Annotated in this window: 24 protein-coding genes, 1 tRNA gene and 1 other RNA gene; 16 read left to right on the top strand and 10 right to left on the bottom strand. The window is 61.8% G+C overall.

Annotated elements, in window-relative coordinates; translation table 11 throughout:
- The first annotated feature begins 8 nt into the window (after window positions 1-8).
- Both CATRI_RS09170 and CATRI_RS09165 read left to right on the top strand, forming a co-directional pair.
- Window positions 9-1043: an alpha/beta fold hydrolase gene (locus CATRI_RS09170; RefSeq protein ID WP_290216855.1), complete on the top strand. Its 1035-nt coding sequence runs from the start codon at window positions 9-11 to the stop codon at window positions 1041-1043.
- Window positions 1040-1852, top strand: coding sequence for a serine hydrolase domain-containing protein (locus CATRI_RS09165; protein WP_290216853.1), 813 nt, complete (start codon window positions 1040-1042; stop codon window positions 1850-1852). Before CATRI_RS09170 ends, CATRI_RS09165 begins: the two co-directional genes overlap by 4 nt.
- Here the strand turns inward: CATRI_RS09165 and CATRI_RS09160 are convergent.
- Both CATRI_RS09160 and aceE read right to left on the bottom strand, forming a co-directional pair.
- Window positions 1839-2447 carry a DUF1707 SHOCT-like domain-containing protein gene (locus tag CATRI_RS09160; protein WP_290216851.1) on the bottom strand — a complete coding sequence of 203 codons (609 nt, stop codon included), beginning with the start codon at window positions 2445-2447 and terminating at the stop codon, window positions 1839-1841. The genes CATRI_RS09165 and CATRI_RS09160 overlap by 14 nt on opposite strands.
- Before the next feature lie 83 nt (window positions 2448-2530).
- Window positions 2531-5278 carry a pyruvate dehydrogenase (acetyl-transferring), homodimeric type gene (aceE, locus tag CATRI_RS09155; protein WP_290216848.1) on the bottom strand — a complete coding sequence of 916 codons (2748 nt, stop codon included), beginning with the start codon at window positions 5276-5278 and terminating at the stop codon, window positions 2531-2533.
- Between the two features lie 361 nt (window positions 5279-5639).
- On the opposite strand from aceE, the gene CATRI_RS09150 reads away from it, so the two are divergent.
- The 4 genes from CATRI_RS09150 to CATRI_RS09135 all read left to right on the top strand — a co-directional run bounded on the left by CATRI_RS09150 (window position 5640) and on the right by CATRI_RS09135 (window position 7971).
- On the top strand, window positions 5640-6071 hold the full coding sequence (locus tag CATRI_RS09150) for a DUF3052 domain-containing protein (protein ID WP_290216846.1): 432 nt from the start codon (window positions 5640-5642) through the stop codon (window positions 6069-6071).
- Window positions 6072-6145: 74 nt separating this feature from the next.
- Window positions 6146-6221, top strand: a tRNA-Val gene (locus tag CATRI_RS09145).
- A gap of 236 nt (window positions 6222-6457) precedes the next feature.
- A complete protein-coding gene (locus CATRI_RS09140) occupies window positions 6458-6928 on the top strand; it encodes a hypothetical protein (protein ID WP_290216844.1) in 471 nt (156 codons plus the stop codon).
- A 242-nt stretch (window positions 6929-7170) separates the two neighbouring features.
- Window positions 7171-7971 (top strand): DDE-type integrase/transposase/recombinase, encoded by an 801-nt coding sequence (locus CATRI_RS09135; protein ID WP_290216842.1) that lies wholly within the window; start codon window positions 7171-7173, stop codon window positions 7969-7971.
- 54 nt (window positions 7972-8025) lie between these two features.
- Here CATRI_RS09135 and CATRI_RS09130 read toward each other — a convergent pair whose 3' ends face one another.
- From CATRI_RS09130 to CATRI_RS09110, 5 genes are read right to left on the bottom strand one after another with little or no spacing between them, the layout of a single operon-like run.
- Window positions 8026-8337, bottom strand: a complete 312-nt coding sequence (locus tag CATRI_RS09130; RefSeq protein WP_290216838.1) for a hypothetical protein — start codon at window positions 8335-8337, stop codon at window positions 8026-8028.
- Window positions 8334-9071, bottom strand: a complete 738-nt coding sequence (locus tag CATRI_RS09125; protein WP_290216835.1) for a hypothetical protein — start codon at window positions 9069-9071, stop codon at window positions 8334-8336. Before CATRI_RS09125 ends, CATRI_RS09130 begins: the two co-directional genes overlap by 4 nt.
- 52 nt (window positions 9072-9123) lie before the next feature.
- Window positions 9124-10044 (bottom strand): SURF1 family cytochrome oxidase biogenesis protein, encoded by a 921-nt coding sequence (locus CATRI_RS09120; protein WP_435384158.1) that lies wholly within the window; start codon window positions 10042-10044, stop codon window positions 9124-9126.
- Window positions 10045-10059: 15 nt separating this feature from the next.
- The gene (locus tag CATRI_RS09115) at window positions 10060-10581 is read right to left on the bottom strand and encodes a low molecular weight protein-tyrosine-phosphatase (protein ID WP_290216833.1); all 522 of its coding nucleotides are present in this window, start codon (window positions 10579-10581) and stop codon (window positions 10060-10062) included.
- A complete protein-coding gene (locus CATRI_RS09110) occupies window positions 10544-11230 on the bottom strand; it encodes an HAD hydrolase-like protein (RefSeq protein WP_435384157.1) in 687 nt (228 codons plus the stop codon). The genes CATRI_RS09115 and CATRI_RS09110 overlap by 38 nt, the downstream gene beginning before the upstream one ends.
- 37 nt (window positions 11231-11267) lie before the next feature.
- Between CATRI_RS09110 and CATRI_RS09105 the strand changes: the two genes are divergently transcribed.
- The 5 genes from CATRI_RS09105 to CATRI_RS09085 all read left to right on the top strand — a co-directional run bounded on the left by CATRI_RS09105 (window position 11268) and on the right by CATRI_RS09085 (window position 16191).
- Complete coding sequence (locus CATRI_RS09105) at window positions 11268-12401, top strand: Nif3-like dinuclear metal center hexameric protein (RefSeq protein WP_290216829.1); 1134 nt, start codon at window positions 11268-11270, stop codon at window positions 12399-12401.
- Between the two features lie 11 nt (window positions 12402-12412).
- Window positions 12413-13135 carry a zinc ribbon domain-containing protein gene (locus CATRI_RS09100; RefSeq protein ID WP_290216826.1) on the top strand — a complete coding sequence of 241 codons (723 nt, stop codon included), beginning with the start codon at window positions 12413-12415 and terminating at the stop codon, window positions 13133-13135.
- A gap of 12 nt (window positions 13136-13147) precedes the next feature.
- Entirely contained in the window at window positions 13148-14287 is a 1140-nt protein-coding gene (locus tag CATRI_RS09095) for a bifunctional RNase H/acid phosphatase (RefSeq protein WP_290216824.1), read from the top strand.
- Window positions 14288-14336: 49 nt separating this feature from the next.
- Window positions 14337-14739, top strand: an RNA gene (gene rnpB, locus CATRI_RS09090) — RNase P RNA component class A.
- A 54-nt stretch (window positions 14740-14793) separates the two neighbouring features.
- On the top strand, window positions 14794-16191 hold the full coding sequence (locus CATRI_RS09085; protein WP_290216822.1) for an RNB domain-containing ribonuclease: 1398 nt from the start codon (window positions 14794-14796) through the stop codon (window positions 16189-16191).
- Here the strand turns inward: CATRI_RS09085 and CATRI_RS09080 are convergent.
- Window positions 16188-17426, bottom strand: a complete 1239-nt coding sequence (locus CATRI_RS09080) for a galactokinase family protein (protein ID WP_290216820.1) — start codon at window positions 17424-17426, stop codon at window positions 16188-16190. The genes CATRI_RS09085 and CATRI_RS09080 overlap by 4 nt on opposite strands.
- Before the next feature lie 134 nt (window positions 17427-17560).
- On the opposite strand from CATRI_RS09080, the gene CATRI_RS09075 reads away from it, so the two are divergent.
- Window positions 17561-17773, top strand: coding sequence for a hypothetical protein (locus CATRI_RS09075; RefSeq protein WP_290216819.1), 213 nt, complete (start codon window positions 17561-17563; stop codon window positions 17771-17773).
- Between the two features lie 61 nt (window positions 17774-17834).
- Here CATRI_RS09075 and CATRI_RS09070 read toward each other — a convergent pair whose 3' ends face one another.
- Together CATRI_RS09070 and CATRI_RS09065 are read right to left on the bottom strand one after the other, a co-directional pair.
- A complete protein-coding gene (locus CATRI_RS09070) occupies window positions 17835-19691 on the bottom strand; it encodes a CYTH and CHAD domain-containing protein (RefSeq protein WP_290216817.1) in 1857 nt (618 codons plus the stop codon).
- 64 nt (window positions 19692-19755) lie between these two features.
- Window positions 19756-20892 carry a DUF2786 domain-containing protein gene (locus CATRI_RS09065; RefSeq protein ID WP_290216815.1) on the bottom strand — a complete coding sequence of 379 codons (1137 nt, stop codon included), beginning with the start codon at window positions 20890-20892 and terminating at the stop codon, window positions 19756-19758.
- A gap of 173 nt (window positions 20893-21065) precedes the next feature.
- Here CATRI_RS09065 and CATRI_RS09060 point away from each other — a divergent pair, with 173 nt between their 5' ends.
- The 4 genes from CATRI_RS09060 to CATRI_RS09045 all read left to right on the top strand — a co-directional run bounded on the left by CATRI_RS09060 (window position 21066) and on the right by CATRI_RS09045 (window position 26672).
- On the top strand, window positions 21066-22403 hold the full coding sequence (locus CATRI_RS09060) for a glutamine synthetase family protein (RefSeq protein ID WP_290216813.1): 1338 nt from the start codon (window positions 21066-21068) through the stop codon (window positions 22401-22403).
- 18 nt (window positions 22404-22421) lie between these two features.
- Window positions 22422-25523 carry a bifunctional [glutamine synthetase] adenylyltransferase/[glutamine synthetase]-adenylyl-L-tyrosine phosphorylase gene (locus CATRI_RS09055; protein WP_290216811.1) on the top strand — a complete coding sequence of 1034 codons (3102 nt, stop codon included), beginning with the start codon at window positions 22422-22424 and terminating at the stop codon, window positions 25521-25523.
- 95 nt (window positions 25524-25618) lie between these two features.
- Window positions 25619-25903 (top strand): hypothetical protein, encoded by a 285-nt coding sequence (locus CATRI_RS09050; RefSeq protein WP_290216810.1) that lies wholly within the window; start codon window positions 25619-25621, stop codon window positions 25901-25903.
- A 61-nt stretch (window positions 25904-25964) separates the two neighbouring features.
- Window positions 25965-26672, top strand: coding sequence for an AAA family ATPase (locus tag CATRI_RS09045; protein WP_290216808.1), 708 nt, complete (start codon window positions 25965-25967; stop codon window positions 26670-26672).
- Window positions 26673-26691 lie beyond the last annotated feature (19 nt).

Here is a 26691-nt window from a genome sequence, read left to right as displayed (position 1 = left end):
CTCGAGATATGGCTCCCATGCTCCACGACGTCCCAGCGCTCCTGCGCAGCTGGGTGCTTCGCCTCACCCCCTCGGGGCGCCGGCACCTAGCACTGGAACAAGGGGCACTGCATTCGGGGCAGCGTGAACCCGGCCTCACGGACATCGACCGCACCGGCGCCGTGGACAACGACGGTATTTCTGTTCATTGGTACGAGTATGGCGACGTTACCCCGGGGGATACCGCGGTGACCGTGGTATTCATCCACGGATTCACGCTCGCCGCCGAGTCCTACTATCGGCAGGTGAACTACCTGCGGCAGCGGTGGCCGCAGGCGCGTTTCCTGCTGGTTGATTTGCGCGGTCACGGCCAAACCGGCACGGTTCGGCCCGAGCAATGCACGGTCGATGGCGCCGCCGATGACGTCATGGCCGTCCTGCGCGCCCGCGACATCCACGGCCCGGTCATCTTCGTGGGGCATTCGCTTGGGGGATTGGTGGCCCTCAATCTCATTCGCCGCTGTCCGCCGGGGTTATATGCGCACATTGCTGGGCTGGTCCTCGTCGCCACGTCCATCGAGGCGCTGTCGGCCCAAGGAGTTCCGCAGTTGCTCGCCTCCCCGGTCGCCGACAAGATCTACCAGGCGGTCGAAGCCTCCCCGGAGGAAGCCAACAAGTTCCGCGAAGAAGCCACCCGCTTTCTCGCGCCGAGCCTCGCCGTGGCGGTGTTCCACCGGCCCACCGACTACGAGGTCATCGAATTCCACGCCGCGATGATTCATGAGACCCCGCTGGAGACCTTCGTCGGATATTTCGACGACCTGCAATCCCACGACGAGCTCGCCGCCGGGGAGAAGCTGCACGCCATCCCCGGCTACGTCATCGCCGGTGAGAAGGACGATGTCACGCCACTGAGCCAGGCCGAACGCCTCTGCGAGGTGTGGCCCGAGGCGTGGATGCAAATCTCACGCGGCTCGGGGCATATGATCCCGCTAGAATCCCCCGGGATCCTTAACGCCGCCATCGATCGCCTCGTTGGCATGGCATTAGACTCAGACGAATGAGCGCTCTGGAACTGCTGAAGGACTGGCCCGTCGACAACGTCGCGGCCGCCGTCATCAACGGCGATGACATCGACCGGGTGGGGGACTTGGGCAAGGTCTTTGAGCTGGCCAGCGTCACCAAACCCTTAAGCGCCTATGGCTTCCTCATGGCCATCGAGGAGGGCATCTTCGAGCTCGACACTCCGCTTGGCCCGGAGGGATCCACCGTGCGTCACCTGCTCTCCCACGCCTCCGGCGTCGGCTTTCGCGCCGACGATCGCGTCCGCCCGGTGGGTCAGCGCCGGGTGTATTCCAATTACGGTTTCGAGCTGCTTGCCGACGCCGTCGCCTCCGCCGCCGGCATGTCCTTCGCCGACTACCTCCGCGAAGGCGTCATGGAACCGCTGGGAATGCAGTGGACGAGGCTGCGGGGCTCCGCGGGCTGGCAGGCCGAAGGCACGGTCCACGACCTCATCACCTTCCTGCTTGAGCTCATGCACCCGACGCTGCTGCACCCCTCCACGATGGCCGAGGCCATCACTGTCCAGTTCCCGGAGCTCAACGGCATCATCCCTGGCTACGGCATGATGAAGCCCTGCCCCTTCGGCCTCGGATTTGAGATCAAGGGCGACAAGGACCCGCACTGGACGGGAGCGTCGATGCCCGCCGATACTTTCGGGCACTTCGGCCAGTCCGGCACCTACCTGTGGGTTGCCCCCGGAACGGGCCGCGCGATGGTGGCCCTCACCGACCGACCCTTTGGCGACTGGGCTAAGCCACTGTGGTCAGAGACGAACGAGGCAATCTGGCAGGAACTCAACCACCCATGATGCGTTGCCACAGGCCGGGGCCTTGGGCATTGCGGGTGACCACGGTCACGCTGGAGCCCTTGACCCGTCCGGTGAGGATCACCCGTGGGGCGCCGGGCGCCGGCGACGTCGTCTGCACATCGACGGAGGACAAGAAGTCGCGGAGGCGGTTTTCTACGTAGACGCCCGGCGGGACGATAACTTCAATCGACGACCCCGTGGCGTTGATGTCAAACGTGCACACGGGGCTAGTAGCCTGAGCCTGGCGCAGGTCCAAGTACATGGACGAGCCGGTGAGCTTGAATACCGAATGGGCAGGTACGGTCCATTGCCCGGTGCGCCGGATCGTGCCCATCGTCGATGAGACCGGCTGGGACGACGGTGCCTGAGGAGGCTGGACTACCTGGCCCGGCTGGGACATCGGGACCGGGGGACCCTGATACGTGAAATACCGAGCGCGAATCTGATCCAGCACCGCCTTGTCATTGGTTGACCAGACGACGTCCATGATCTCATCAAACTCCGCGATAGTGAGGCGGCCGGCACCGACCAAACGCGTGAGGTTGGCCTGGAGGTCTTCTCGGTCGGCGTCGCGGGGTGGGATCGGTCGGCTCATGGCAACAGTCTAACGGTGACAAGGGGGCGTCGATAAGCAAAGGGCGGCAGCGCCCTTAAAGGGGACTGCCGCCTCATCACTGCCTACGCCTTGGTGGGATCATCCAAGTGGTACTTGGCGGCCGCCTGCGCGGCGACCTCAATGTCGATCTTCTCCTCGCGGGCCAGGCCCAGGAGGACGGCGACGACGACGGACTCAGCATCGGTGTTGAAGTAACGACGAGCCGCCGGGCGAGTATCGGAGAAACCGAAACCATCAGTGCCCAGGACAATGTACTGGCCGGGAACGTAGGCGCGGATCTGCTCCTGCAGGTCAGTAGCGAAGTCCGAGACCGCAACGTAGGGGCCGGAAGACTGCTTGAGCTGCTTGGTAGCGAAAGCCTCCTCGACCTCCTCGCCCGGGTGGCGCAGCTGCGCCTTGTTCTTCGCCGCACCGTCGCGAGCCAGCTCGACCCAGGAGGTGACGGAATAGATGTTGGCCTGAACGTTGTAGTCCGCGGCCAGTATCTCCTGCGCCTTGATGGCCGCCTGCATGCCAATGCCGGAGGCGAGGATGGATGCCTCGTGCCCATCGGCGTCGACATCAGCGGCGGGGGAGAAGAGATACACGCCCTTGTGCAGGCCCTCGACGTCGAGATTCTCCGGCTCGGCCGGCTGCGGGGTCGGCTCGTTGTAGACGGTGAGGTAGTAGATGACGTTTTCGCCGCGACCCTCGCCGTACATGCGATCGATGCCCTCGCGGAGGAGGTGCGCGACCTCGTAAGCGAACGCCGGGTCGTAGGACACGACGGCCGGGTTCGTGGAGGCCAGGATCTGAGAGTGGCCGTCCATGTGCTGCAGGCCCTCACCGGTCAAGGTGGTGCGACCGGCGGTGGCTCCGATGAGGAAACCGCGCGCCATCTGGTCGGCGGCCGCCCAAATGCTGTCGCCGGTGCGCTGGAACCCGAACATCGAGTAGAAGATGTACAGCGGCACCATCGCCTCGCCGTGGGTGGCGTAGGACGAGCCGACCGCCATGAAGGAACCGACGGAACCGGCCTCGTTGATGCCCTCGTGGAGGATCTGGCCATCGGTAGCCTCGCGGTAGGACAACATGAGGTCGTGGTCCACCGGCACGTAGTTCTGGCCGTGCGGGTTGTAAATCTTCAGCGTCGGGAACCAGGAATCCATACCGAAGGTACGAGCCTCATCCGGGATGATCGGCACAATGCGCTCACCCAGGGTCTCATCCCGCATGAGCTCCTTGAAGGTACGCACGAGCGCCATCGTCGTGGCGACTTCCTGCTTGGAACCCTTGCGCACCGAGCGCAGCTTATCCAGCTCCGGAACCGGCAGCGGCGTGTAGGTCTGGCGACGAGTAGGAACATACCCGCCCAGCTCCTTGCGCCGGGCCTGCATGTACTTGATCTCCTCGGAGTCCTCACCGGGGTGGTAGTACGGCGGCAGATAAGGATCGTTTTCCAGCTGCTCATCAGAGATCGGAATGCCCTGCTTATCGCGGAAGGCCTTGAGATCCTCCGCCGTGAGCTTCTTCATCTGGTGAGTCGCATTGCGGCCCTCGAAGTTATGCCCCAGGCCATAACCCTTAATGGTGAAGGCGAGGATCGCGGTCGGGCGGTCCTTCGTCTCCATCGCGCGCTGGTACGCGGCGTAGACCTTGCGGTAATCGTGGCCACCTCGCGGCAGCGCCCAGATCTCCTCATCGGTCATGTCCTCGACGAGCTTGAGCGTGCGCTCATCGCGGCCGAAGAAGTGCTCACGCACGTAAGCACCATCGTTGGCCTTGAACGTCTGGTAATCACCATCCGGAGTGGTGTTCATGACGTTGACCAGCGCGCCGCTCTCGTCCTTTTCCAGCAGATCATCCCACTCGCGGCCCCAGATGACCTTAATGACAGACCAACCTGCGCCGCGGAAGAAGGACTCCAGTTCCTGAATGATCTGCGTGTTGCCGCGCACCGGACCATCCAAGCGCTGCAGGTTGCAGTTGACCACGAAAGTGAGGTTGTCCAGGTTATTCAACGCCGCGTGCTGCAGCAGACCACGGGACTCCGGCTCATCCATCTCGCCGTCGCCGAGGAACGCCCACACATGCTGATCCGAGGTGTCCTTGATGCCGCGGTTGTGCAGGTAGCGGTTGAATCGCGCCTGGTAGATAGCGTCCATCGGGCCCAGACCCATCGACACCGTGGGGAACTCCCAGAAGTCCGGCATGCCGTGCGGGTGCGGATAAGAAGGAATGCCATTGCCCTCGCCGCGGGACACTTCCTGGCGGAAGCCGTCCAAGTCATCCTCGCTCAGGCGACCCTCGAGGAAGGCGCGGGCGTAAATGCCGGGGGAGGCGTGGCCCTGGAAGAACACGTGGTCACCGCCGCCCGGGTGATCCTTGCCGCGGAAGAAGTGGTTAAACCCAACCTCATACAGCGGGGCGGCGCCGGCGTAAGTAGAAATATGGCCGCCCACGCCAATGCCCGGACGCTGAGCGCGGTGCACCATGATCGCCGCATTCCAGCGCATCCACCGACGGTAACGCTTCTCGATCTCCTCATCGCCCGGAAACTCCGGCTCCATGGTCGTGGGGATCGTATTCACGAAGTCAGTCGAGGTCAGGTTAGGCAGGGGAACGCGCTTCGCAGTGGCACGCTCCAACATGCGAAGCATGAGGTAGCGGGCACGGGCGGGAGAGGATTCCGCCAGCAGACCATCGAGCGAATCCATCCACTCGCGGGTCTCCTCCGGATCCGAATCGTTGAGGTAAGAAGCGACACCGTCGCGAAGCGCGGGATAATTAGTGTCGTCCATCCGGCTGTGCGCGATCCGATCTTCTGCCATTGCTAGCCTCCTGGTTTGTGGCGTTTTAGGAAGAACTGGCTGCGCCCGGTTTTGTCCGATTGCAGCCAGATGTCTCCACCAAGGATACGTGTTTTCCTTCGCCAACGTTCCGGCGGGTGGTTGTGAAGGTTGCAAACCGCGCTGGGGTGGGAGGGTGCGAGCGTGCGGCGCATTCTGCGGCGAATGCGAAGAATAAAACAGCGTATCGACGCCCCGCGTCCCCCACCCCACCCCGTCAGCGCTACGCGCCACGGGGCCCAGAAACAGGAATTTCCTGGCCAATCCTTGTATATTGCCAGTTGGAACTAAATCGATGGGCCAATGAAACAGTCATCGGCCCGGAACGAGGAGGAATAAATCAGTGGTGGATGCTCCGGGCGTAGCTAGGCAAAACGCCAAGGACTACGCACAAACTCTCGGTATCACACCAGGGATGACCGTCCTGGAGGTTGGCTGGGATGAAGACAGCGACAGCAGCATCTCAGAAGCCATCGAGCAGGTCATCGGCGACGACCTCCTCGACGAAGAGACCGACGAACTCTGCGATGTCGTCCTCCTGTGGTGGCGCGAAGAAGACGGAGACCTCGTCGACGGCCTCGTCGACTCCCTGCGTCCCCTCTCCGACAGCGGAAGCATCTGGCTCCTGACCCCGGGTGCCGGCAAAGAAGGCACCATTGCCCCCGGAGAAATCTCCGAATCCGCCCAGCTCGCAGGCCTCGTCCAAACCACCGCCACCCGCCTCGGCGAATGGCAAGGCAGCTGCCTCGTAGCCCGCGGTTACTCGAAGAAGTAGCCCCACTTTTAAGCTTCCACCTTCGCGTGGTAAATTCGACGCTCGGTGCTCACGTCATCCGAGGCGAGCGTCAAGCGGCCCTAGCTCAGCTGGAAGAGCAACTGGTTTACACCCAGTAGGTCGGCGGTTCGAACCCGTCGGGCCGCACCAGGTCAAAGGCCCTTTCCGCGTCCTGCGGGGAGGGCCTTCATCCAATTCCGCGACATCTTCGTGTTGGGCATCGTCCCGAGTGGGCGAAACCGGCACTCGCTAACAACTTGGTGGGTGTGGAAGGGGGATTGACCCCGGAGTTGTTAGGAAGTGCTGGTTTTGGGCTCCGCATGGAACTCCCCCCTTGCTGTCAGTCTGGTTGTGAAGCTATTTCCCCCGCTTCTAAGGAGACGACCATGACCGTGACCATCCCACCCACAATCGAACAGGAATGGACAACTGAGCAGATGAGGGAACACGCCCTGGCCTACACAACCACCCGCCACGGGTACAAAGGCACCTACCTCGCCGTCCACGGTATTTCCCGCTTTCAGATGCGCCGGTTCGTGGCACTGACCGCCGACGGGGATCTTGCCACCGGGCGTGGACCACGTTTAACTGGCAGCATGACCACCGATGACGCCGCTGAAATCCGACGGCTGGAGGCAACCATCACCGACCTCACCGACAGACTCGCTACCGCCGAAGCCTGTGCTACTACCGCTGAGCATCAACGCGACACCCAAGCCGAGACGGATTCGGCGAGTATTACCGAACTTAAAGAAGTGATCGGCGCCTTGGGAAAAGCTATCGCCACCATGCAGGAAGCTGGCACGCGTGTCGACGTGGCGGAAAACAACTCACCCCAGCCGAGCACACAACCCTAGAACACCTGCAAGAGCAGGAAGAAGACATCCTCACGAAGCTACGTACTGCTGGGTGGACGAAGAAAAACGCCCTTGACCTGGTAGGCCTGTCGGAATCGACCTACCACTACCGCCACCGTCCCCGACCACGCGTAACCAACCCGATCCCGCATACACAGCGGTGCGGGTTAGTTCGACTCAGTGATCAGGAAAAGGACAAGATTCGCGCCCTGCTGACCGCCGGTAGGGCGGAAGGGTTAAGCGTGGCTGAGATCTACTGGCGTCACGTAGATGACCGGCGGGAACCCTACCTGGGATCACAGTCAAGTTTTTACCGTCTGGCCCGGATGATGCGCGCGTTCACACCGGTGCCACGGGCACGCACCCGCCCGGCACGCAGCCCGGTACCGCAGGTCACGGCGACGGGACCGGGGCAGGTGTTTGTGTGGGATGTGACCTGGATTCTAGGGAGCTTGGTCCGTCAGAAATGGGCACTGTATCAGGTCATGGATTTGTATTCGCGCAAGATCGTTGGATGGACAATCCAGCCTGGTGAAGACACCGTGATTGCTACCGACCTCATTGAGCAGTGCCTCGTTGATCAGGGGATCGGCACGGTGAAGATCGTGCATTCAGATAACGGGTCCATCATGACCAGCAAGGCCATGACTGCCCTGCTGGGGAGGTACAACGTGACTCAATCGTTGATCCGTCCGTCGGTGAGCAACGATAACCCGCAGTGTGAGTCATTGCACCGTACTGTCAAGCGGCACCGTTTGGCGTTGGAGGTCTACACCGATATCACCCAGGCGTATGAGACTATCGCGGCTGTTATCGAGGCGTACAACACTACTGATCATCATTCGGGGATAGCGTCGTTTACTCCTGAGGAGGTGTTCACCGGTGAATGGGTGGCGACGTTGGAGCACCGTCGGCGTCGTAAGGGTGTCTATTACCGTGATCATCGCCAGCGGTTTCATGCCCCGCCGAAGGTCTGGACGGTGCCGCATGCGGTGACGATCAATCTTGCTAAGCCGCCTGAGGAGTTCGTCCTTGCCCAGTAGTCACCCCCCCTTTTTCTTCACAACTACTTGACACCCAGCGCCCGGAGCCGCGGACTAGCTAATGATGCTGCGCACCTGATCGACCGCGGCCTGGGCGCCCGCGGGAGTAGCCAAGTCGAACGACAGATCGTGGACCTGGTCGCTCTTGGTCAGCCGCAGGCTGCCGCTGGTAGAGCTGCCCGGGTCGAGCATGAGGAGCACGTTGGTCACGTCGGCGTCCGCGGCAGCGGCGGTGGATTCGATGAAGTGACGCAGCTGTGAGGGGGTGGAAGGCAAGGTGGCTTCTTCGGGGTGTGCCTCGGGCTCGGGAGTATGTGGCGGCGGGGAGGGCTCCGACTCGCCAAACAACTTGTTCCAAATGCTCATTCGGTGCTGTCCATTCGTGGGTGGGTCTCGCGCGCCAGCCTGTGGTCGGCGGCAGCGTCTTCCTCGCTCAAGATACGCGCCACCTCGGGAGCATGCTTTTCGGGCGCCCATACGTGGAGGGTGAAGTCGTTATTGGTCAGCCACTTGTGTCCCTCGGGCGTCGCGTGGATGAAGACGTGGGTGATGGCGTCGATGTCCACCCACTCGCCTTCGACGGCGACGTCGTGATGGACCTCTTCTCCATGGTGGCGGTAGTGGAGTTCGCCAACGGGGTTGTCGTAGAAGTCGGGGCCAAAGTGGAGGTCACAGTGGACGTCGGAGAAGGAAGAGCGGGTCGAGGCAGCTTCAGCGATGCTCCACAGGAGAGTGGCGGAGCTGTCGTTGGATTGGATGTACTCGGGGTCGAAGAAGAAGACGCGGGGGAAGAGGGGGGTGCCGTCTTCCTCATCGAGGCTGAGCAGCGCCGTGAGGAACTCAGCTTGGAATCCTTGAGGGCCGCCGTAGTAGTCAAAGTCAACGTCGTCGATGGTGATGTCGCGGGTGGGGGTGAAGCTTAAGGCTGCGGCTCGGTCGAGAGCCATGTGGAGGACCTGGGCGGCGAGTCGTGGATCACACGAGGACGTGTGCGCAGGGTGATGGTGCCTTCGTCGGTGGCGGGGGAAAAGGATGCCACCAGCCGCGTTGACGTTCTGCTCTGCGCCGGAAGTTCCGAGAAATCTATTCCAGAAGCCCATGATCAGTCCTGCCGTTGGAGGGGACAAGCAATAGCTATGAGCACCAGACTATCTAGAAACGCTCGCGGCTGCGGCGGGAGAACTTGTCGTAGTGGTCGGGGCTTTCGTCGCCGTAGCGGGCGCGGCGTCGGGAAGTTGTGGTGGAGGGTGCGGTGTCGATGTCTTCGACGACGTCGATAAGCTCTTCATTCTCATCGCGGACGCGGCGGCGTTCGCGCAGCTCAGCCCAGATGAAGTAGCCCAGGCCGAGGGGGGCCATGATGCCGAAGGCGATCCACTGGAAGCCGTAAGAGAGGTGAGAGCCGCGATCGAGCTTGGGCACGGGGATGGCGTTGATTTCCCCGGGTTCTCCTTCGGAGAGTTGGACGTAATCCTGGTCAAGGGTCAACCCGGTTAGCTCGGCGACCTGGGAGGTGTTGATGCCATAGACCTGCGGCTCCCCTTGATCCAGCAAGGGTGGGGTGGTGGGTAGCGCCTCGTTGAGGCGGGCGTGGCCGTGGATCGTGAGGTGCTCGGAGGGAGCGGGTGCGAGATCCGGAATCGAGCCTTCGAGTGGGGCGGAGAAACCGCGGTTGACCAGTATCGTCTCACCGGAATCGAGTTGGAATGGGGTGAGAGCATGGAAGGCCGGCTGGCTGTCGACGGGGCGCAGGCGCAGGACTACCTCGGATGCGGGAAGGTAGTGGCCGGTGAGGGTGACTCTCCGCCATTCGTCACCCGGGCTGATCGCCCCATCGGTGCCGAAGATGTCTTGCACCGGGACGGGATCGGTGCGGAAGGCGGCGTCAATCTGCTCGTTGCGCTCGACGATCTGGTCGTCCTTGTTCAGCTGCCACGGGGCGAGCACGGTGAACGCCGCGTAGGAGAAGCCAAGGATGGCGAGCAGCGCGAGAATCCACCCAGGCTTGAAGAAGGACTTCCAGCCCTTCTTGGTCGCCCGGGTTGAGTTGTATCGCTCCATGGTGCCGCTCACAGCCGCCCAGTCTACCTATCGGGCGGCGTTGACCTGAACCCGCTCCCGGACCCACGCGAGGATGCCATTGACGGACGCTTCGATCTGCTCGCGGGTTTCCACAAAGCCCTCCGGCCCGCCGTAATAAGGGTCGGCCACAGACGCCTCCGCGGGGGCGGTGGGGTCGAAGCTCCGGAGGAGGCGGATGCGCTCTTCGGGTACTCCGCGGGCGATGAGTTCGGAGCGGTGGCCGGTGTCGAGGGCGACGAGTAGGTCGGCGTCGAAGTCATCCGGGCCGAATTGCGAAGCGACGTGTTCGGAGCCATCGTGTCCAGCGGAACGGAGTTCGGCGACGGCGCGCTTGTCGGCGCCGAGTCCGACGTGCCAGCCGCCGATTCCACAGGAGCTTACGCGGACGGCGTCGCCAAGCCCGGCGGCGTCGATGGCGTCGTGGATGATGACCTCGGCCATGGGGGAGCGGCAGATGTTGCCGGTGCAGACGAAGTCGAGGTGAAGGCGGCTATCCTCGCGTGCTGTGCCGGACGTGGAGCCAGTCATTGACGATCCCTTCCAATTCCTTGGGTGTATGAGCGGTGAAGCGGGCCTCGGCCCACTCGTCGGGGGTGCCGTAGCCCCAGGTGACGGCGGTGGTGTCGATCCCGAAATGGGCGGCGCCTTCGATGTCATGGGAGCGATCACCGACCATGAGGATATCGGATGTCTGATCTTCCCACCCATTGGAGGCCAGAACATGGTCGATAACGGCGGTTTTGGAGCGCCGCGGCCCATCTTCTTCCGCCGCACCGAGGAAGTCGATGAAAGGTAGAAAACCCTCCCGGTCCAGGATTTTCCGGGCGAAGCCCTCGCCTTTCGACGTCGCCGTGGCCACCGTCAATCCGGTGGCTTTCCACTCGCGGACCAACTCAAGCATCCCGGGAAAAGCCTGCGCGTCGGCCCACCCGCCGCGGGCGGTGTAGTCAAGGTAGATGGCCAAACCTTCCCGGGCCTGTTCTGGGCTCATACCCACGTTTTGCAGGGTGATCTCCATCGGCGGGCCGGCGATTCGGTTAATGAACTCCTCGGAGGGATGGTCCCAGCCCATCTCGTCGAGGGTGTGCAGGAAACCAGCGCGGATGCCGGGGAGGGAATCGACGAGGGTGCCGTCGACATCAAGAAGGAGAATGCTCACGGCCCCAATGTGCCACATCGGGCTGTGTCTTTCGGCCCGTCTACACTAAGGAGCCATGACGACCGTCGCTGATATCCGCCAGATCCTGGAGTCCGCCTACCCGCCAAAACTTGCTGAGAGCTGGGACGCGGTCGGCCTTATCTGCGGCGACCCGGACGCTGGTGTGACAAAGGTCGCTTTCGCGTTGGATTGCACCCAATCCGTGGCGGAAGAGGCTGTGCGGCTGGGCGCAGACATGCTCGTGGTGCATCATCCATTGCTCATGCGGGGCGTGACCTCCGTGGCGGCCGATACACCCAAAGGCAAAGTCATTCACACGCTCATCACCGGTGGAGTGGCGTTGTTTGCCGCGCACACCAATGCCGATTCCGCGCGCCCCGGGGTCAATGATGTGCTCGCCGAGCTCGTCGGCATTACTCCCGGTCGGCCTATCCTCCCGCAGAGTGGCAGCGCCGTAGATAAGTGGGGAGTGCACGTGCCCTCCGTGGCTGCGTCGACGGTAAAGGAAGCATTGTTCGCCGCCGGGGCGGGCACCATCGGGGACTACTCCGAGTGTGCCTTCACCATTGAAGGCGTCGGCCAGTTCACGCCCCAAGAGGGCGCCTCACCGGCCGAGGGAAAGATGGGGGTCGCCCACTGCGGGCCGGAACTGCGGGTGGAGTTCGTCGCCCCTGCTTATCGACGTCGAGGTCTCATCGATGCGCTCCGCGCAGCCCACCCCTACGAGGAGCCCGCCTTCGACATCGTGGAAATGGCCGACACCTCAGACCTCGATGAGGCCTATGGGCTCGGCCGCATCGGTGAGTTGCCCGAGGCAATGACCTTGCGGGAATTTACTCAACAGGTGGCCAACGCCCTGCCACCCACCGCCTGGGGCGTGCGCGCGGCGGGTAATCCCGAGGCGCTGGTGAAAAAGGTCGCCGTCAGCTCCGGTTCGGGGGACAGCTTCCTCGACGCGGTGCGCGGGCTAGGGGTAGACGTGTACGTTACTTCTGACCTCCGGCACCACCCCGTCGACGAGTACCTTAGGGCCGGCGGCCCGCCCGTCATCGATACCGCCCACTGGTCCAGCGAATTCCCCTGGACGTCGCAGGCGGCGGCGATCGTGGGGGAACAGGCGGGCGTCGATACGCATATTTTAGATATCCGCACGGACCCCTGGACCCTGTCCACCCACGCAAGCGAGTAAGAAAGATAACCATGAAACTCGATCCCTCCCTCCAGGAACTCCTCTTGGAGCTCTCCTCTATCGAACGCTCCCTTGAAGTGGTCGGCGACGCGGCCTTTGTCACCGAAGAACAAAAGGAGTTCGACCGGCTGACCAAAGAGCTCGCGCGGATGCGCAACGCCGCCAGCTCCTCCCAGATGGCCGTCGATGACATGGAAGCGGAGATCCTGCGCATTCAGGAAGATGAGCGCAAGCTCCGCCGCCGCGAGCGAGATGACAAGGCGCAGCTGACGGCGGAAACCGATCCCGAGCGCCGGAAAGACCTCGAGCACGACCGCTATTCCGCGAAGTCGCGCATCGCTGACCTCATGAGTGAACTCGCGGAGACGCACAATCAGATCCACGCCCTGCGCAACAACCGCGACGTGCACGGCGCCCGCGTCGACGAACTGACCCGCCAGGTCGAAGCGGCGGCCCGTGCTGCCGAGGCAGCCAACGCCGCCCACACCATTCAAACCACCCCCGAGCAGCGCATAGCTGAGCTGCGCGGGCAACTGCCGGCCGATGTCGTCGCCGAGTATGACCTGCAGAAGAAGGACTCCGGCGTCGGCGCCGCGGACTTCAACGGACGCACGTGCGGAGGCTGCTTCATGGTGCTCGGCGCGGCCGACCAGAATCGGGTGCGCAAGGCCGCCGCCGATGAGCTGCCGCAATGCCCGGAATGCGGCACCTACCTCATTAGGAAGACGGCCTAGCTCGTGGCCGACATGTCGAAGGTACTGATTTATACCGATGGCGGATCGCGCGGCAACCCCGGCATCGCCGGCTCCGGAACCGTGGTGTACGCGGCTGATGGGACGCTGCTCCGCGAGATCATCTACGTCGTGGGGCAGAAGGCCTCGAACAACGTTGCCGAGTATCACGGAATGCTCCGCGGACTCGAAGCCGCCGTAGAACTTGGTGCCCGCGACGTGGAAGTCCGCATGGACTCCAAGCTCGTCGTGGAGCAAATGAGCGGCCGGTGGAAAATCAAACACCCCGACATGCAGGCGCTGGCACTCGAGGCGCGCGATTTAATGAAGAGCCTCGACCACGTCACCTTCACGTGGGTGCCGCGGGCCAAAAACAAAGAAGCCGATCACCTCTCCAACCTCGCCATGGACGCCGCTGCGGAAGGTCACCCGCCGGGAATCGTTGGCGGGGAAGCTTCGGGTGAGGAGGTCGCTGATGGTGACTGCGACGTCAAAGTGGGCACCCCCTCGCACTGGACCGGAGCCTCCACACCACCCACCAAGCTCATCCTCCTTCGACACGGCCAGACCGCCATGTCCGCCGCGAAACAATACGCCAGCCGGACGGATGCCGAGCTCACCGACATCGGACTAGAGCAGGTCCGCGCCGCCGCCGCACACCTGGCCGCCGGAGAAACTATCGACGCCATCGTCTCCTCGCCCATGCGCCGCTGCGTCCAGACTGCCTCGGCAGCCGGGGAGGCCCTGGAACTTGATGTCGAGATCATCGACGACCTCACCGAGCGAGACTTCGGCACGTGGGAAGGCCTCACCTTCGACGAAGCCCACGACCAAGACCCCCGGCTCCATGCCGAGTGGATCGCCGACCCTACCGTTTGTCCACCAGGCGGCGAGGAGCTCACGGCCATGCACAAGCGCGTGCGGGCAGTGCGACGCGAGTTGACCCAGAAGTACCCTGGCAAAACTGTCCTCGTGGTCAGCCACGTCACCCCCATTAAGTCCCTTGTGCGGCAGGCCCTGGATGCCGGACCACACGTGGTGAACAGGATGTTCCTCGACCTGGCCTCCATCAGCATCGTCGAGTTCTTCGATACCGATGCCCGCGTCGGCTCCTGCCTCCGCGTGTTCAATGACACCTCCCACCTGCGCGCATAACGAGATTCCTGTCCGGCTGAGTCCGCGAGGTAGACTCACTCCTTGCGAATGAGTCGGCCGGGTAATCGCGGCCCCCGAACCACCCCCATGGGTGCAGGCGGGTGTCGAGGAAAGTCCGGACTCCACAGAGCACGGTGGTTGTTAACGGCAACCCGGGGCAACCCGCGGGCACGTGCAACAGAAAGTAAACCGCCACGATCCTCCGGGATTGGGGTAAGGGTGAAAGGGTGCGGTAAGAGCGCACCGGCAGGTCAGGTGACTGGTCTGGCCAGGTAAACCCCACCGGGAGCAAGGCATCAAGGTCTGCCACGTCGCAGGCCGGTTCGGATGATTGAGGGTGACTCGCCCAAGTTCGAAGGTAGCTGCTTGAGGCGGCCAGCGATGGTCGACCCAGATGGATGATTGCCGCCCCTCGCGGGGTACAGAATCCGGCTTATAGGCTGGCTCATTCGCTCCCACTCTCCTCCTGCACCGCCAACTGTCCGATCGTGGAACAATGGGTCCCCATGAAGCTCTACGCAGCGCAGCTCGACTTCCGCGGCATCGCGGAAGAATTTTCCCTGCCGACGGAATTTCCGCCGGAGGTGCTCGCTGAGGCCGCCACTGTTCGGGATCGCTATGCCAGCCAGCGACGGGATGCCCGAGATATTCCGCTGGTCACCATTGACCCGGTCGGCTCCATGGATTTGGATCAGGCGGTGTTCATCGAGGCCACCGATACCGGCTTTCGAGTTCGCTACGCGATCGCCGATGTGGCCGCTTTCGTGGAGCCGGGCTCGGTGCTGGAGGCCGAGTCTTTTCGTCGCGGACAGACGATTTACCTACCCGATGAGCCCGTTCGCCTCCATCCGCCGGCATTGTCGGAAGGGGAGGCGTCGCTGCTGCCTGGTGTCGATCGGCCGGCCGTGCTGTGGACGTTTGAGCTAGATTCGGCCGCAGAGGTCATTGATTTCCACCTCGAACGCGCGTTGGTGAGGAGTGTGGCTCGCCTGGATTATGACGGCGTCCACGAGGATTTCCGCAACTCACGCTTGCACCCGTCTATCGAGTTGCTTCCCGAGGTCGGTCGGTTGCGGGAGGCATCCGCGTTGCGGCGCGACGCCATCAATTTGCGCCTGCCCGCCCAGAGCGTGTCCCATCTTGCGGACGGCACGTATGAGCTCGTCGTTGAGCCACGTCACGAGGTCATGGACTGGAATTCCGAGATCTCGCTGCTCACGGGAATGTGTGCGGGACGGCTCATGGTCACCCATGGCACGGGACTCCTGCGGACCTTGCGCCCAGCAAACTCGGATTCGCTTGCCGTCTTCCGGGCGGAGTCTCGTGCCTTGGGCTACGAATGTCCCGATGAACAGCCGCTTGGCGAGTTTCTTCAAACCGTTGATGCAACCGATGCTCGCGGCATGGCCGTGATGCGTGAGGCTCAGAAGCTGCTTCGCGGTTCCGGCTATGCGCTGGTAGAAAGCGGCGATGCGGAGGTCCACGCCGGTATCGGCGGCTACTATTCGCACGTCACGGCGCCGCTTCGTCGGCTCATTGATCGCTTTGCCACCGAGTACTGCCTGGCGCTGTGTCAGGGGAGTGCCGTGCCCGAGTGGGCCAGTATCCGCGCCGAAGATGTCATCGAAGCCATGAATCGCACGTCTACCTTGGCCAACAACGTTGACCGCGCCGCTCTTGATCTCACAGAGGCGACAGTCCTCAGCCCGTGGGTTGGCCACAATTTTGACGCCCTCGTTCTCACGTCCGATGCTGAGCGTGAGCAATCCCGGATTTTCGTCACGGACCCGCCTGTCCTAGCCAATTGCCTCGGAGCCCCGCCTCAGAGCACAGCCACAAAGGTGTCGCTGGTGAGGGCGGATATCACAGCCCGAGACGTGGTTTTCGCCTGGCCGGCTGACTAACCAACTTGGGCAGGGGAACCGATGCCGAGGTCCACAAGAGTGAAACCATCGGCGGACAGATCCGCCGAGAAGTTGCCGGCGTGGCGCTTATCGACGCCCGCGATCACCGCCGCAGACATTCCCGCCACCGCCGCACGTGCCCCTGCAGCACCGCGCACAAGAATGAGTTTCACCAGGTCGGGTTGGGCATTGAGCCCGTAGCTTTCTAGGCCCGCCTGAGACTCGGCCATGAGAGACCACAAATCTTCGACGCGGCGAGAGCGCAAGGATCGGCTGAGCTGTTCGGCTCGTCCGGTCTCCTCCTGGTCGAAGGTCAGCCAACTCGCCGCCTGATCGAGGGTGGGCTGTCCCTCGGCGCCGTGAACCTTGTGGACCGCACGGAGCCAGTCGAGGACGCGCGTCGGGGCGTCGGGAAGCAAGCGAAGCGACTCCGTGCCAAAGGCACGGCAGGCCGCATCCAGGAACCGACGACGTCCTTGAATAGCCGACGTCTGATCAACATCAGCTTCCGGACCAATGACCGCGAATACCCGCATCCCTGCGGATGCCGGGTGGGGAGCCTGAGTAACGGACCCATCTGCGTAATTGATCACCGCGACCTGGCCGGCAGTGCCGCGCAACGCGGCCGTATAGCGGGAGCGCAGCGCGGGGGCGGGGGAGAAAGCTTCGGCAGCTTGCGCGCACACCTCCGCTAGACGAGCACGCAGGGGTGCCTCATCGCAATCTTCTGCAGACCCGAGCAGGGCCAGGGCAAAGGCAGCCTCCGTCGAGGCAATTGCCCCCAGCCCTGCATCAGCAGGAATGTCATTGACCACGGTGACGTCCATGCCTGACGTGTCGCGGGAGAGTAGCTGGCGGTGGATCATGGTCCACACAATGCCGCCGAGTCGCTCGGCGACTAAGCCGCATTGGTGGTCAACCAGTCGTTGATTCGTCGCCCGTTCTTCGATTGCGCCGAGGCTGATTTCCTCCGTGGTAGTACCTGTTCCCTCGAGCGTCGTGGACTGCGTGGTGACCTTAATCAGATCATCTCGGCGGGGGGAGAAAGCGACCGCAACTCGCTGTGAAACCTGGGCGACCAGCGTTATTCCACCGGCGTAATCGACATGCTCGCCCATCACGAGCCACGTGCCTGGACAATCCGCTACCTGGGTACTTTCCACCCCAGTTTCCTCTCGATGCAATTGACGGGCACGGTCGAGGATGGGGCTGGGGGCGGAGGGCCAGATCGGCATGGTGGAGTACTCCTTCATCGGGCCTGGGCAGCAGGGGCAAATTCTCTAGCGATTCTCTACTCTAGCCCGCCCCGTCGAGCCGGAGCGAAGGTAGCCTAAGAGGCAAAACTGACATTTCCTACAAGGAGGACAGCATGGCACTACAAGACGAGAAGTGGTTCTTTGACCCGAAGACCGGAGACGTCCAGCAGGGTAAGGAAGGCGGCTGGGAGAACCGCATGGGCCCTTACGACACCCGCGAAGAAGCCGCTGACGCCCTAAAGATCGCTGCTGCCCGCAATGCTGCGGCCGACGAAGAAGACTCGGAAGACAAGGACTGGGGAGAGCCTGCCTCCTGGGAAAAGTAAAAACGTTCACTGAGTGAGGGCCCCGGTTTCTGCTGGAAACGGGGCTCTCGTCTTGTCCGATCTACTTCTTCTTGCCCTTCTTCTTAGCCTGCTTGGAAGCCTGCTTGGCGGCTTGTTTCGCTGACTTTTCCGCCGACTTCAGTAGCCGCGCATACGCCGCCTTAATCGCCTTGACTTCTTGGGTATAGGCCTCAAGCGCCCGCAGGCCGAGGGTGCGTTCACGTTGATACAGCAGCCCATAGCCAAAGGTGTCTTCTCCACGGCGACGCGCCTGCTCAGCCATTTTGACTAGACGATCTCGCGACGTCACAGAATCCTGGAAATCCCCCAAACTTGCCTGCATTGCCTTGCAAGCGTTGTAGAGACGCTTTGTCTTCAAGTTTGTCGCTGCACCAACAGCTTCGGCGGCGTAGCGAACCTTCTTAGCTGACTTGCGCATGTCGTGGAAGAACACCTCCCGCTCGTGCAGGCTCAGTTCTGGGTTTTCCCAGTTCTCAATTGCCTTGTGGTGGCGTTTGATGAGCTTGCGGTATGCCAGATCCAGGTGTTCAGAAAGGATGGCTTCCACTTCGAGCGGAGTGCGGTCAGCGGCTGGATGCGAATCTGAGTCAGTGGAAGGAGCGCCTTCGGCAATCATGTCCTCCTCTTCCTCCTCGGTGTCTTCTTCCGGGTCGAATCCATCGGTGAAGACCGGGAGGATAGGTTCGCCAGGTCCGCCTTCGGCAATCATGTCGAGGTCTTCTTCCGCATCCGCCTCGGTGACCGGATCTACCGGGGGAGTTTGCAGGGCTGGTGCTCCGATTGCAGGGGGATGAGCGAGCAAGTCATCGATTGCGTCGAGAAGGTTGAGGTAGCGCTCCGAATTGAGGGTGGCAACGACGCGTCGGTGCGCGCGGCGATATTCCGAGCCCATGTCCTCTCGAAGGTGTTGGCGGGTGGCTTCATCTAAGACGCCGGAGTCTTCAGAGTCGAGCAGTCGAAGAAAGCGTTCCTCAACTACCTCTGCGTCTCGGGCATGACCGAGCATGCGTGCCAGCAACTTCAGCTCCTCTTCGATATGACCAATTTTGTCGCTGGCCAAAATGTCATCGAAGGTTTCCAAATGGCTGCGTAACTCCCTGGTGGCTACGCGCATTTGGTGTACCGAGTCCCACTCGTTGCGTCGGACTTTGGGATCAAACTCAAGGAGTTTGTCCCGGTTGAGTTTCAGAGCGGCGATTACTGCAGCAGTGGGGGAGTTGGCAGGAAGATCTGCGTCGATGAAGAAGGTAGGAAGTGGTGCCGCTGCTTCGGAAGTGCCCAAGGCCATGACGAGCTTGGACGGTGACGAAGATACTTTGGCACCTGCGCTGATGAGAAGGGAGGTAGCGGAGGGCATGATGTCGGCGGCAGTATCCGTCCCGGCGACGTCTCCGGAAAGCTCGACTTCCCATTCCCGCCACGTGGTGTTGTCTCCGCCGGGAAGTAGCGACCAAGCGGAGACGTGATCGTCACAGAACTCGGCCACGGGGGCACCCCCCTCGCCGCCAAGAGTTATCTCTGTGCGATGGTTGTCCACTTGAGCAATGGGTTTCAGCTCGTTGTTGCGTACTAAAGCGCGCACCTGGTCGCGGAGTTCTTCTGGTATCCGAAGAATCCCATCGATTGGTTCGCCGAGGGGGGCGTGCACTTCTAAGCGTCCGGCGGAACCCGGGAACTTTATGTGCCAGCCATCATCGCTGCCGCCTTCACGGCGCCTCAGAGTGATCTTTGATCGGGTGAGGCGGAGATCATCGGTGTCGTAGTAAATGGCAGACAGTTGGTGATGAGCTGTAGCCATTACTGATTTGACACCCTCTATCTGGGTCAAATCGGGGCACGTGGCGTTATCGGCTACGGCGAACTTGGCTTCGACCTCGAGAAAGGCACGAGTACTCATCAAGAACTCCTATAATTAGTTTTACTAGGGCTTATGTGCAATTTCTAGCTTAGCGCCGCTCCTCTCACCCGGCTCGCTGAGCGGTAGTCGGGCTTTTCGCAGAGAAGTGGGAGTTAGTCGCGGCGTTGAAGCCATCTTCAAATCCTCGCCGATGTGTGGGGGAAAAAGTCATGCTGCGGGCCGATCCGAAGACGCTTTCCATGAAGTCGCTAGCGGCCTGACCTCGGCGCACGAGCAGAGCTAGAGCCATACTGTCACTTGGTTGTGGCTCGGGGACTTCCTTGTTGGCGGCGGCGAGCAGGGTGCCGATGCGGGTGGCGAAGGCAAGGAGGAAGGACCTACGGTACGGGGCGGTCTGGCGAAGCTGCGCCGCCTCGCGCGCACCGGGCGAGGTGCGCATGAAGAAGTCCCGCTGACGATTGAGTTCAGCGAAAAGCTCGACTACGTGCCACACATCCTCGGGGTGGCCGACAACGCTCGCGATATCCACTGAAGGAATGAGGATGCTCTCACACGAGTTGGGACGCGCAACATTGCATAGCAACAGGTATTGGTATCGCACCCACGTGCCGGTTAGTCGGATGCGCACGGAAACCAGCTGGGAGTCTGCAAAAGTGGAGTCATCCTCAGTAGCTGAGTCGAGACGGTAGCGCTGGCGGAGTTGCTGGGCCTTGGCTATGAAGGACTCGGCCTCCGCTTCGTAGTTCGTCGATTCGGCCTTTTTCAGGAGGAGGGCGATTCTTTGACGGATGCGAGCCTCCGCTGTGGACGGTCTTCCGTCGGCGGATGGCTTCGTGGTGGTCCCTTGAGCGCCTTGACAAGCAACGTCACGAAGCAGCCCGAGGCAGGAGACATCGGTGACGATGTCTGCATCGCGCAGGCGAGGCACAGCGCCGAGGCGCGCTTTAATCATTTCCAGTTCGGGGATGGGGAGGGTGACGTCCTGGGTAGTCAGGCAATGCCGCTGCCAGGCCGCCCGGATTGCCGGGGTTGTGCAGCCGTGAATGCGGTTTTGGGCCTCGAGCAAGAGAGGATCAATGTTGGTGCCGCTCACGTGGCGGAGGTCATCGGGCGTCCAGCCTCGGCTGGCGCTGATCATGAGGAGATCTGAGATTTCGCCTTTGAGTTGGCGGCGGTAGACCAGCTCTGAAGCTGCTTCTGCCTGGAGCTTGTGCTTTACATCGTCGCTGAAGTTAGGCATGTAAGAGGTCCTGTTCGTTTATTTGTTCGATTGGTTGGTAGTTCTAGTTCAGCAGGCGCCCCCGACATTGCTACCCCCGCGCGCAGGTTGCTCCGGAGCGAACAGCGACGATGAGAGGAATTTTCACCCCCGCTTGTCATCTAGTGTCGGATTCCGTCATTAGGGTTAGTGGCATGAATCGACAACAGGAATTCGTGCTGCGCACCGTCGAAGAACACGACATTCGTTTCATCCGTCTTTGGTTCACTGACATACTTGGCTACCTCAAGTCAGTGATGATGAGCCCCTCTGAGCTGGAAAGCGCTTTTGAGGAAGGGGTCGGCTTCGATGGGTCCTCCATCGAGGGCTTCTCCCGGATTTCCGAATCCGACACCATCGCGTTGCCCGATCCTTCCACTTTCCGCGTCTTGCCATTCGATGCAGGAAGTCCTGAGATTCAGTCTGCGCAGATGTTCTGCGACATCACTACGCCCGACGGGCAGCCGTCGTGGTCTGACCCTCGCCAGATTTTGCGCCGTCAGGTCAAGCTAGCGGCGGATGAGGGTTTCACCTGCATGATCTCACCCGAGATTGAGTTCTACCTGGTCACCAATACAGATGATCTGTCCGCTCTCATGCCCACGGACAACGGTGGCTACTTTGATCAGGCGACGAGCAACATGGCCCCGAAGTTTCGACGGGAGGCAATGGTGGCCTTGGAATCAATGGGGATTGCTACGGAGTTTTCCCACCACGAGACCGCGCCAGGCCAGCAGGAGATTGATTTGCGCCACGCTGATGCCCTGACCATGTCCGATAACATCATGACCTTCCGTTATTTGATCAAGCAAGTAGCGATCGCGAGTGGGGTGCGCGCCACGTTCATGCCAAAGCCGTTCACCGAACACGCGGGTTCCGCCATGCACTCGCACATCTCCCTGTTTGAAGGCGACTCCAACGCCTTCCACGATCCCGATGATGACATCTCGCTGTCGAAAACAGGGAAGCACTTCATCGCCGGCGTTCTAAAGCATGCTGCAGAGATCTCTGCGGTGACGAATCAATGGCCCAACTCCTACAAGCGCATCGTGTTCGGAAACGAAGCTCCGACCTCCGCCACCTGGGGTGTGTCCAACCGATCGGCTCTAGTCCGCGTGCCCACCTATCGCCTAGCCAAGGCCGACTCGCGCCGGGTGGAAGTCCGCTCCCTGGATTCGGCTTGCAACCCCTACCTGGCGTATTCGCTCATCATTGCCGCCGGGCTCAAGGGCATCCGTGAGCAATACCCATTGGATGATCCGGCCGAAGACGACATCTCGCAGCTTACCCGCCGCGAGCGCCGCGCCATGGGATACGAGGATTTGCCGGCCTCCCTCGACCAAGCCCTTCGACTGTTGGAAAAATCCGAGTTTGCGGCTGATGTCCTCGGTGAGCACGTCTACGAATACTTCCTGCGCTCTAAGTGGAAAGAGTGGCACAACTACCAAGAGCAGATCACTCCCTGGGAACTACGGAACACCCTCGACTATTAAAAGGAGCGCTTTCCTCTTATGTCTGCAGCAGCCCAACCTCGATCGACTGTTCCCTCCCCGGCCGTCCTCAACCTGACAGGTCCGCATTCATCGGCCGATCTCACGTGGCTTGGTTGGGACAACCCCGATTCCACGGATCTGCTGTGGGCTTTGGCCAGCGCGGGCGATTCGGACCTGGCGTTGAATACCATCGTGCGGCTGATGAATGCCCTGGGAGATGATCGATTCGAACTCGATCGGGGATTGCGCGACAACACCGACCTGCGCATAAGGCTGTTCGCTCTGGTGGGAGGGTCAACTGCGCTAGGTGATCACTTGGTGGCCAATCCCGAGTTATGGCGCGAGCTGGACAAGGAGCTTCCCCATCCCGAAGAGCTCATGCAGACGATGCTCGGCGCAGTGGGGGCAACACCAGCGTCCATTGTTGTGTCGGAGGAAGATGGTGAGGACCTCGGCCCAGATACTGCCCGGGAGGATCTTTCCACCCCCGGTACGTACCGGGCAGCTATCTGCGGGCCGGAAGCCAAGAATGACTTGAAGCTGGCGTATCGTACGCTCATCATGCGCATCGCCGCTCACGACTTTGCTGGTACCTTCGTCTCCCGCCGCCATGTCGGGTTACAGCAGCCACGCATCGATTTCCGCACTGTCACAGGTCTGCTCTCATCGCTTGCTGACGCCGCCCTCACCGCCGCCCTGTCTGTTGCCGTCACCGGTGTCTATGGGGAAAAAGACGTGGACACTCGCCTGGGGATCATTGCGATGGGGAAGTGCGGTGCACAGGAGTTGAACTACATCTCCGACGTTGACGTCATTTTCATTGCCGAGCCACCCAGCCCACGGGCCACGCGCTTGGCTGGCGAGTTCATGAGGATCGGATCGGCCGCCTTCTTCGAGGTTGACGCCAACCTGAGGCCCGAGGGAAAATCTGGCGCGCTTGTACGTACGTTGGACAGCCACGTCGCCTATTACCGGCGATGGGCAGAAACCTGGGAGTTCCAGGCTCTGCTCAAGGCACGGCCGATGACCGGCTACGTGCCGCTCGCCCAGGCTTACGTGGAGGCGTTGGCCCCCATGGTGTGGTCCGCCTCCCAACGAGAGTCCTTCGTGGAAGACGTCCAGGCAATGCGTCGTCGAGTGTTAGAGAATGTGCCGGAGAACCTGCGTACCCGCGAGCTCAAGTTGGGTGTCGGTGGACTTCGCGATGTTGAGTTTGCGGTGCAACTATTGCAGCTCGTTCACGGCCGTTCGGACGAATCCCTGCGAGTGCTTTCTACCGTTCAAGCCCTCGCGGCACTCGTCGATGGCGGCTTCGTCGGAAGAGAAGATGGTCACCAACTGATTGAGGCTTATGAGTTCCTTCGCCTCTTGGAACACCGGTTGCAATTGCAGCGCCTGCGTCGGACGCACACCCTTCCCGCTGAAGAAGACGAGAAGAACCTTGCGTGGTTGGCGCGCACGAGTGGGTTTGCGGCCAGCGCTAAGAAATCCGCCATCGAAGTTTTCACTGCACAGCTGCGCAAAATCAGGCTTCTGATTTCGGATCTACACTCGCGCCTGTTCTACCGGCCCCTGCTACACACCGTGGTCAACCTGTCGGTCGATGAGATCACGCTGTCGCCGGAAGCGGCGAAACTGCAGTTGGCGGCGCTGGGCTATCTCCACCCTACCCGTGCCTTCGAGCACCTGACCGCGTTGGCCTCCGGAGCCTCCCGCAAGGCAAAGCTTCAGGCCATGCTCTTGCCAACTCTCATGACCTGGCTCTCGGAGACGGCCGACCCGGACGCGGGACTGCTCAACTACCGCAAACTATCGGAAGCCGCTTACGACAAGGTTTGGTTCCTGCGGATGCTGCGCGATGAAGGAGTCGTGGGCCAGCGCCTCATGCGCATCCTCGGTACGTCGCCGTACACCTCGGATCTGATTATCTCGGCCCCGGACTTCGTCAAGCAGCTCGGGGATGGCGCGAGCGGGCCCAAACTCATGGAAGTGGCGCCAGATCAGGTCAACAAGGCGCTTGTGGCCTCGTCGAAGCGACACGATGATCCGGATAAAGCGGTCGCCGTGGCGCGCTCGCTGCGTCGGGTGGAGCTCGCTCGAATCGCGTCGGCTGACCTCCTGCACTTCATGCCGGTTGAGCAGGTGTGCTTGGAATTGTCGTTGGTGTGGGACGCAGTTCTCCAGGCTAGCCTGTTGGCTGAGGTGCGGGCTGACCTGTTGGAACGGGGCGTCGATACGCCGCCGGCGTGGATCGTCATCATTGGAATGGGCCGCCTGGGTGGGGCCGAGCTCGGGTACGGCTCTGATGCCGATGTCATGTTCGTCTGCGAGCCCACCGAGGGAGTCGACGACGGTGACGCGGTGAAGTGGGCGATCGGGATTTGTGATCGCATGCGTTCGAGGCTGTCCAAACCTTCCGGTGATCCGCCCTTGGAAGTGGATCTCGGCCTGCGCCCGGAGGGGCGATCCGGGGCGGCTGTGCGAACCATCGAATCGTATGAGCGCTATTACCGGGAATGGGGAGAGGTTTGGGAGACCCAGGCCCTGCTCCGCGCGACTGTCGTTGCTGGTGATGAGGGGGTGGGTGAGAAGTTCCTGCGCATGATCGATGAGTTTCGGTATCCGGAAGGCGGGGCGTCGGCAAGCGAGATTCGGGAGATCCGCCGCATGAAAGCGCGGATCGATGATGAGCGGCTACCGCGCGGTGCTGACCGCAACACGCACACCAAGCTTGGTCGCGGGGCCTTGACTGACATCGAGTGGACCGTTCAGCTCCTGACTATGATGCATGCCCACAACTTCCCGGAGATGCACAACACTTCCACGTTGGAGATCCTCGATGTCATCAAAGAAAAGGGCATCATCTCGCCGGGGAAGGTGGCGACTTTGCGTGAGGCGTGGTTGATGGCTACCAACGCCCGCAATGCTCTCGTGCTCGTGCGCGGGAGGCGCACTGATCAGCTGCCGCAACCCGGCCCCGCCCTGGCGCAGGTGGCGGGCGCGGCTGGCTGGGATCCGGAGGACTACCAGGGGTTCTTGGAGGCCTATCTAAAGATCACCCGTCAGGCGCGGCAGGTCGTCGACGAGGTGTTTTGGGGTGAGGAGACGATGGAGCCCTGATGCGGGGGCAGGGCAAACCCTTAAGGGCCCTGTTCCTGGCAGGGTGCAGTGCCTACGCTGGGCCGTGACCAACACTCAGCACTAAGGAGACCATCATGGCCGTATCTCTCTCCATCGACCTGGCCGATGCTACGTTCGCAGATCTTCGCGCGCTTGTCGACGCCGCCCGCACCGCTGGCGTCAGCGACAACGTCACCCTCGAGCTGGAGGACACCACGTTGCTCGTCATTGCCGATGGCACTGCAGAGCGTCCGGTCGCCACGACCGGTGAGCCGGTGATCAAATCCCATCAGGCACCCCGTGGGCCGGCGGTTGGTGATGCGGCTATTCGCAGCGTCATTGATATCCTCACCGGCCGTCAGGATCCGCCCCGCCATTAACCTTCCGGCCCCGTGTCCCGTCTTCCGCGGATGCGGGGCCGAAAAGCACTAACATGAACACATGTTCATCACCGCGGTGCGCCTGGAAGATTCCCAGGACGACAGCTATGTCCGCCATCTTCCCGTGGTGCGACACCTCGTGCAGCTAAATGGCCTGCGCTTGAATAGCCCTGTCACCATCATCGTTGGTGATAACGGGTCGGGAAAGTCGACTCTCGTGGAGTCCATCGCCGTTGCGGTGGGATTCGACAGCAGTGGTGGGCCCCTGCGCAAGCATTTACCTGCTAACGCTGCGCCCTCGCACTCCGAGCTGGCCCAGTGGATCACTCTGCATGGCAAAGAGATTCCGTTGCGGGGCTATTTCCTGCGCGCTGAGACTCATTACGATGCGGTTGATGCTCTCGAGGTGGAGGCCCCAGACCCCGTTGATTCACTCAAGCACATGTCGCATGGTGAATCCGTGATGACCTTGCTCGACGAGCAGATTAGCGAGGCCGCCGGGCTGTATCTTTTCGATGAGCCTGAGTCGGGGCTCTCGGTGGTGAGGCAAATGGCGCTGGTTGCGGAGATCCACCAGGCCGTGCGGCAGGGTAGCCAGTTCATCATCGCCACTCATTCACCGATCATCCTGGCGGTTCCGGGTGCGACGATCGTTGAGATCAACGAGGAAGGCATGGCGGAGACGGTCTACGACGAGGCAGAGGCGGTCGTGGCGACGCGGGAGTTCCTGGATGATCCGGCCGGTACCCTGCGCTACCTCATGGAATAGCCCCGAAGTTATCCCGGGA

Origin of the sequence: Corynebacterium atrinae, from assembly GCF_030408455.1 — a bacterium.
Classification (GTDB): Bacteria; Actinomycetota; Actinomycetes; order Mycobacteriales; family Mycobacteriaceae; genus Corynebacterium; species Corynebacterium atrinae.
Note: the sequence above shows the minus strand (reverse complement) of the source record. Positions and strands in the feature narration are given on the sequence as shown.

Bases quoted from the DNA above. Each gene is read 5' to 3' on its own strand.
- CATRI_RS09170 (WP_290216855.1), top strand. From the start codon at position 9: ATGGCTCCCATGCTCCACGACGTCCCAGCGCTCCTGCGCAGCTGGGTG.
- CATRI_RS09165 (WP_290216853.1), top strand. From the start codon at position 1,040: ATGAGCGCTCTGGAACTGCTGAAGGACTGGCCCGTCGACAACGTCGCG.
- CATRI_RS09160 (WP_290216851.1), bottom strand. From the start codon at position 2,447: ATGAGCCGACCGATCCCACCCCGCGACGCCGACCGAGAAGACCTCCAG.
- aceE (WP_290216848.1), bottom strand. From the start codon at position 5,278: ATGGCAGAAGATCGGATCGCGCACAGCCGGATGGACGACACTAATTAT.
- CATRI_RS09140 (WP_290216844.1), top strand. From the start codon at position 6,458: ATGACCGTGACCATCCCACCCACAATCGAACAGGAATGGACAACTGAG.
- CATRI_RS09130 (WP_290216838.1), bottom strand. From the start codon at position 8,337: ATGAGCATTTGGAACAAGTTGTTTGGCGAGTCGGAGCCCTCCCCGCCG.
- CATRI_RS09125 (WP_290216835.1), bottom strand. From the start codon at position 9,071: ATGGGCTTCTGGAATAGATTTCTCGGAACTTCCGGCGCAGAGCAGAAC.
- CATRI_RS09115 (WP_290216833.1), bottom strand. From the start codon at position 10,581: ATGACTGGCTCCACGTCCGGCACAGCACGCGAGGATAGCCGCCTTCAC.
- CATRI_RS09110 (WP_435384157.1), bottom strand. From the start codon at position 11,230: ATGTGGCACATTGGGGCCGTGAGCATTCTCCTTCTTGATGTCGACGGC.
- CATRI_RS09105 (WP_290216829.1), top strand. From the start codon at position 11,268: ATGACGACCGTCGCTGATATCCGCCAGATCCTGGAGTCCGCCTACCCG.
- CATRI_RS09100 (WP_290216826.1), top strand. From the start codon at position 12,413: ATGAAACTCGATCCCTCCCTCCAGGAACTCCTCTTGGAGCTCTCCTCT.
- CATRI_RS09095 (WP_290216824.1), top strand. From the start codon at position 13,148: ATGTCGAAGGTACTGATTTATACCGATGGCGGATCGCGCGGCAACCCC.
- CATRI_RS09085 (WP_290216822.1), top strand. From the start codon at position 14,794: ATGAAGCTCTACGCAGCGCAGCTCGACTTCCGCGGCATCGCGGAAGAA.
- CATRI_RS09080 (WP_290216820.1), bottom strand. From the start codon at position 17,426: ATGCCGATCTGGCCCTCCGCCCCCAGCCCCATCCTCGACCGTGCCCGT.
- CATRI_RS09075 (WP_290216819.1), top strand. From the start codon at position 17,561: ATGGCACTACAAGACGAGAAGTGGTTCTTTGACCCGAAGACCGGAGAC.
- CATRI_RS09070 (WP_290216817.1), bottom strand. From the start codon at position 19,691: ATGAGTACTCGTGCCTTTCTCGAGGTCGAAGCCAAGTTCGCCGTAGCC.
- CATRI_RS09065 (WP_290216815.1), bottom strand. From the start codon at position 20,892: ATGCCTAACTTCAGCGACGATGTAAAGCACAAGCTCCAGGCAGAAGCA.
- CATRI_RS09060 (WP_290216813.1), top strand. From the start codon at position 21,066: ATGAATCGACAACAGGAATTCGTGCTGCGCACCGTCGAAGAACACGAC.
- CATRI_RS09055 (WP_290216811.1), top strand. From the start codon at position 22,422: ATGTCTGCAGCAGCCCAACCTCGATCGACTGTTCCCTCCCCGGCCGTC.
- CATRI_RS09050 (WP_290216810.1), top strand. From the start codon at position 25,619: ATGGCCGTATCTCTCTCCATCGACCTGGCCGATGCTACGTTCGCAGAT.
- CATRI_RS09045 (WP_290216808.1), top strand. From the start codon at position 25,965: ATGTTCATCACCGCGGTGCGCCTGGAAGATTCCCAGGACGACAGCTAT.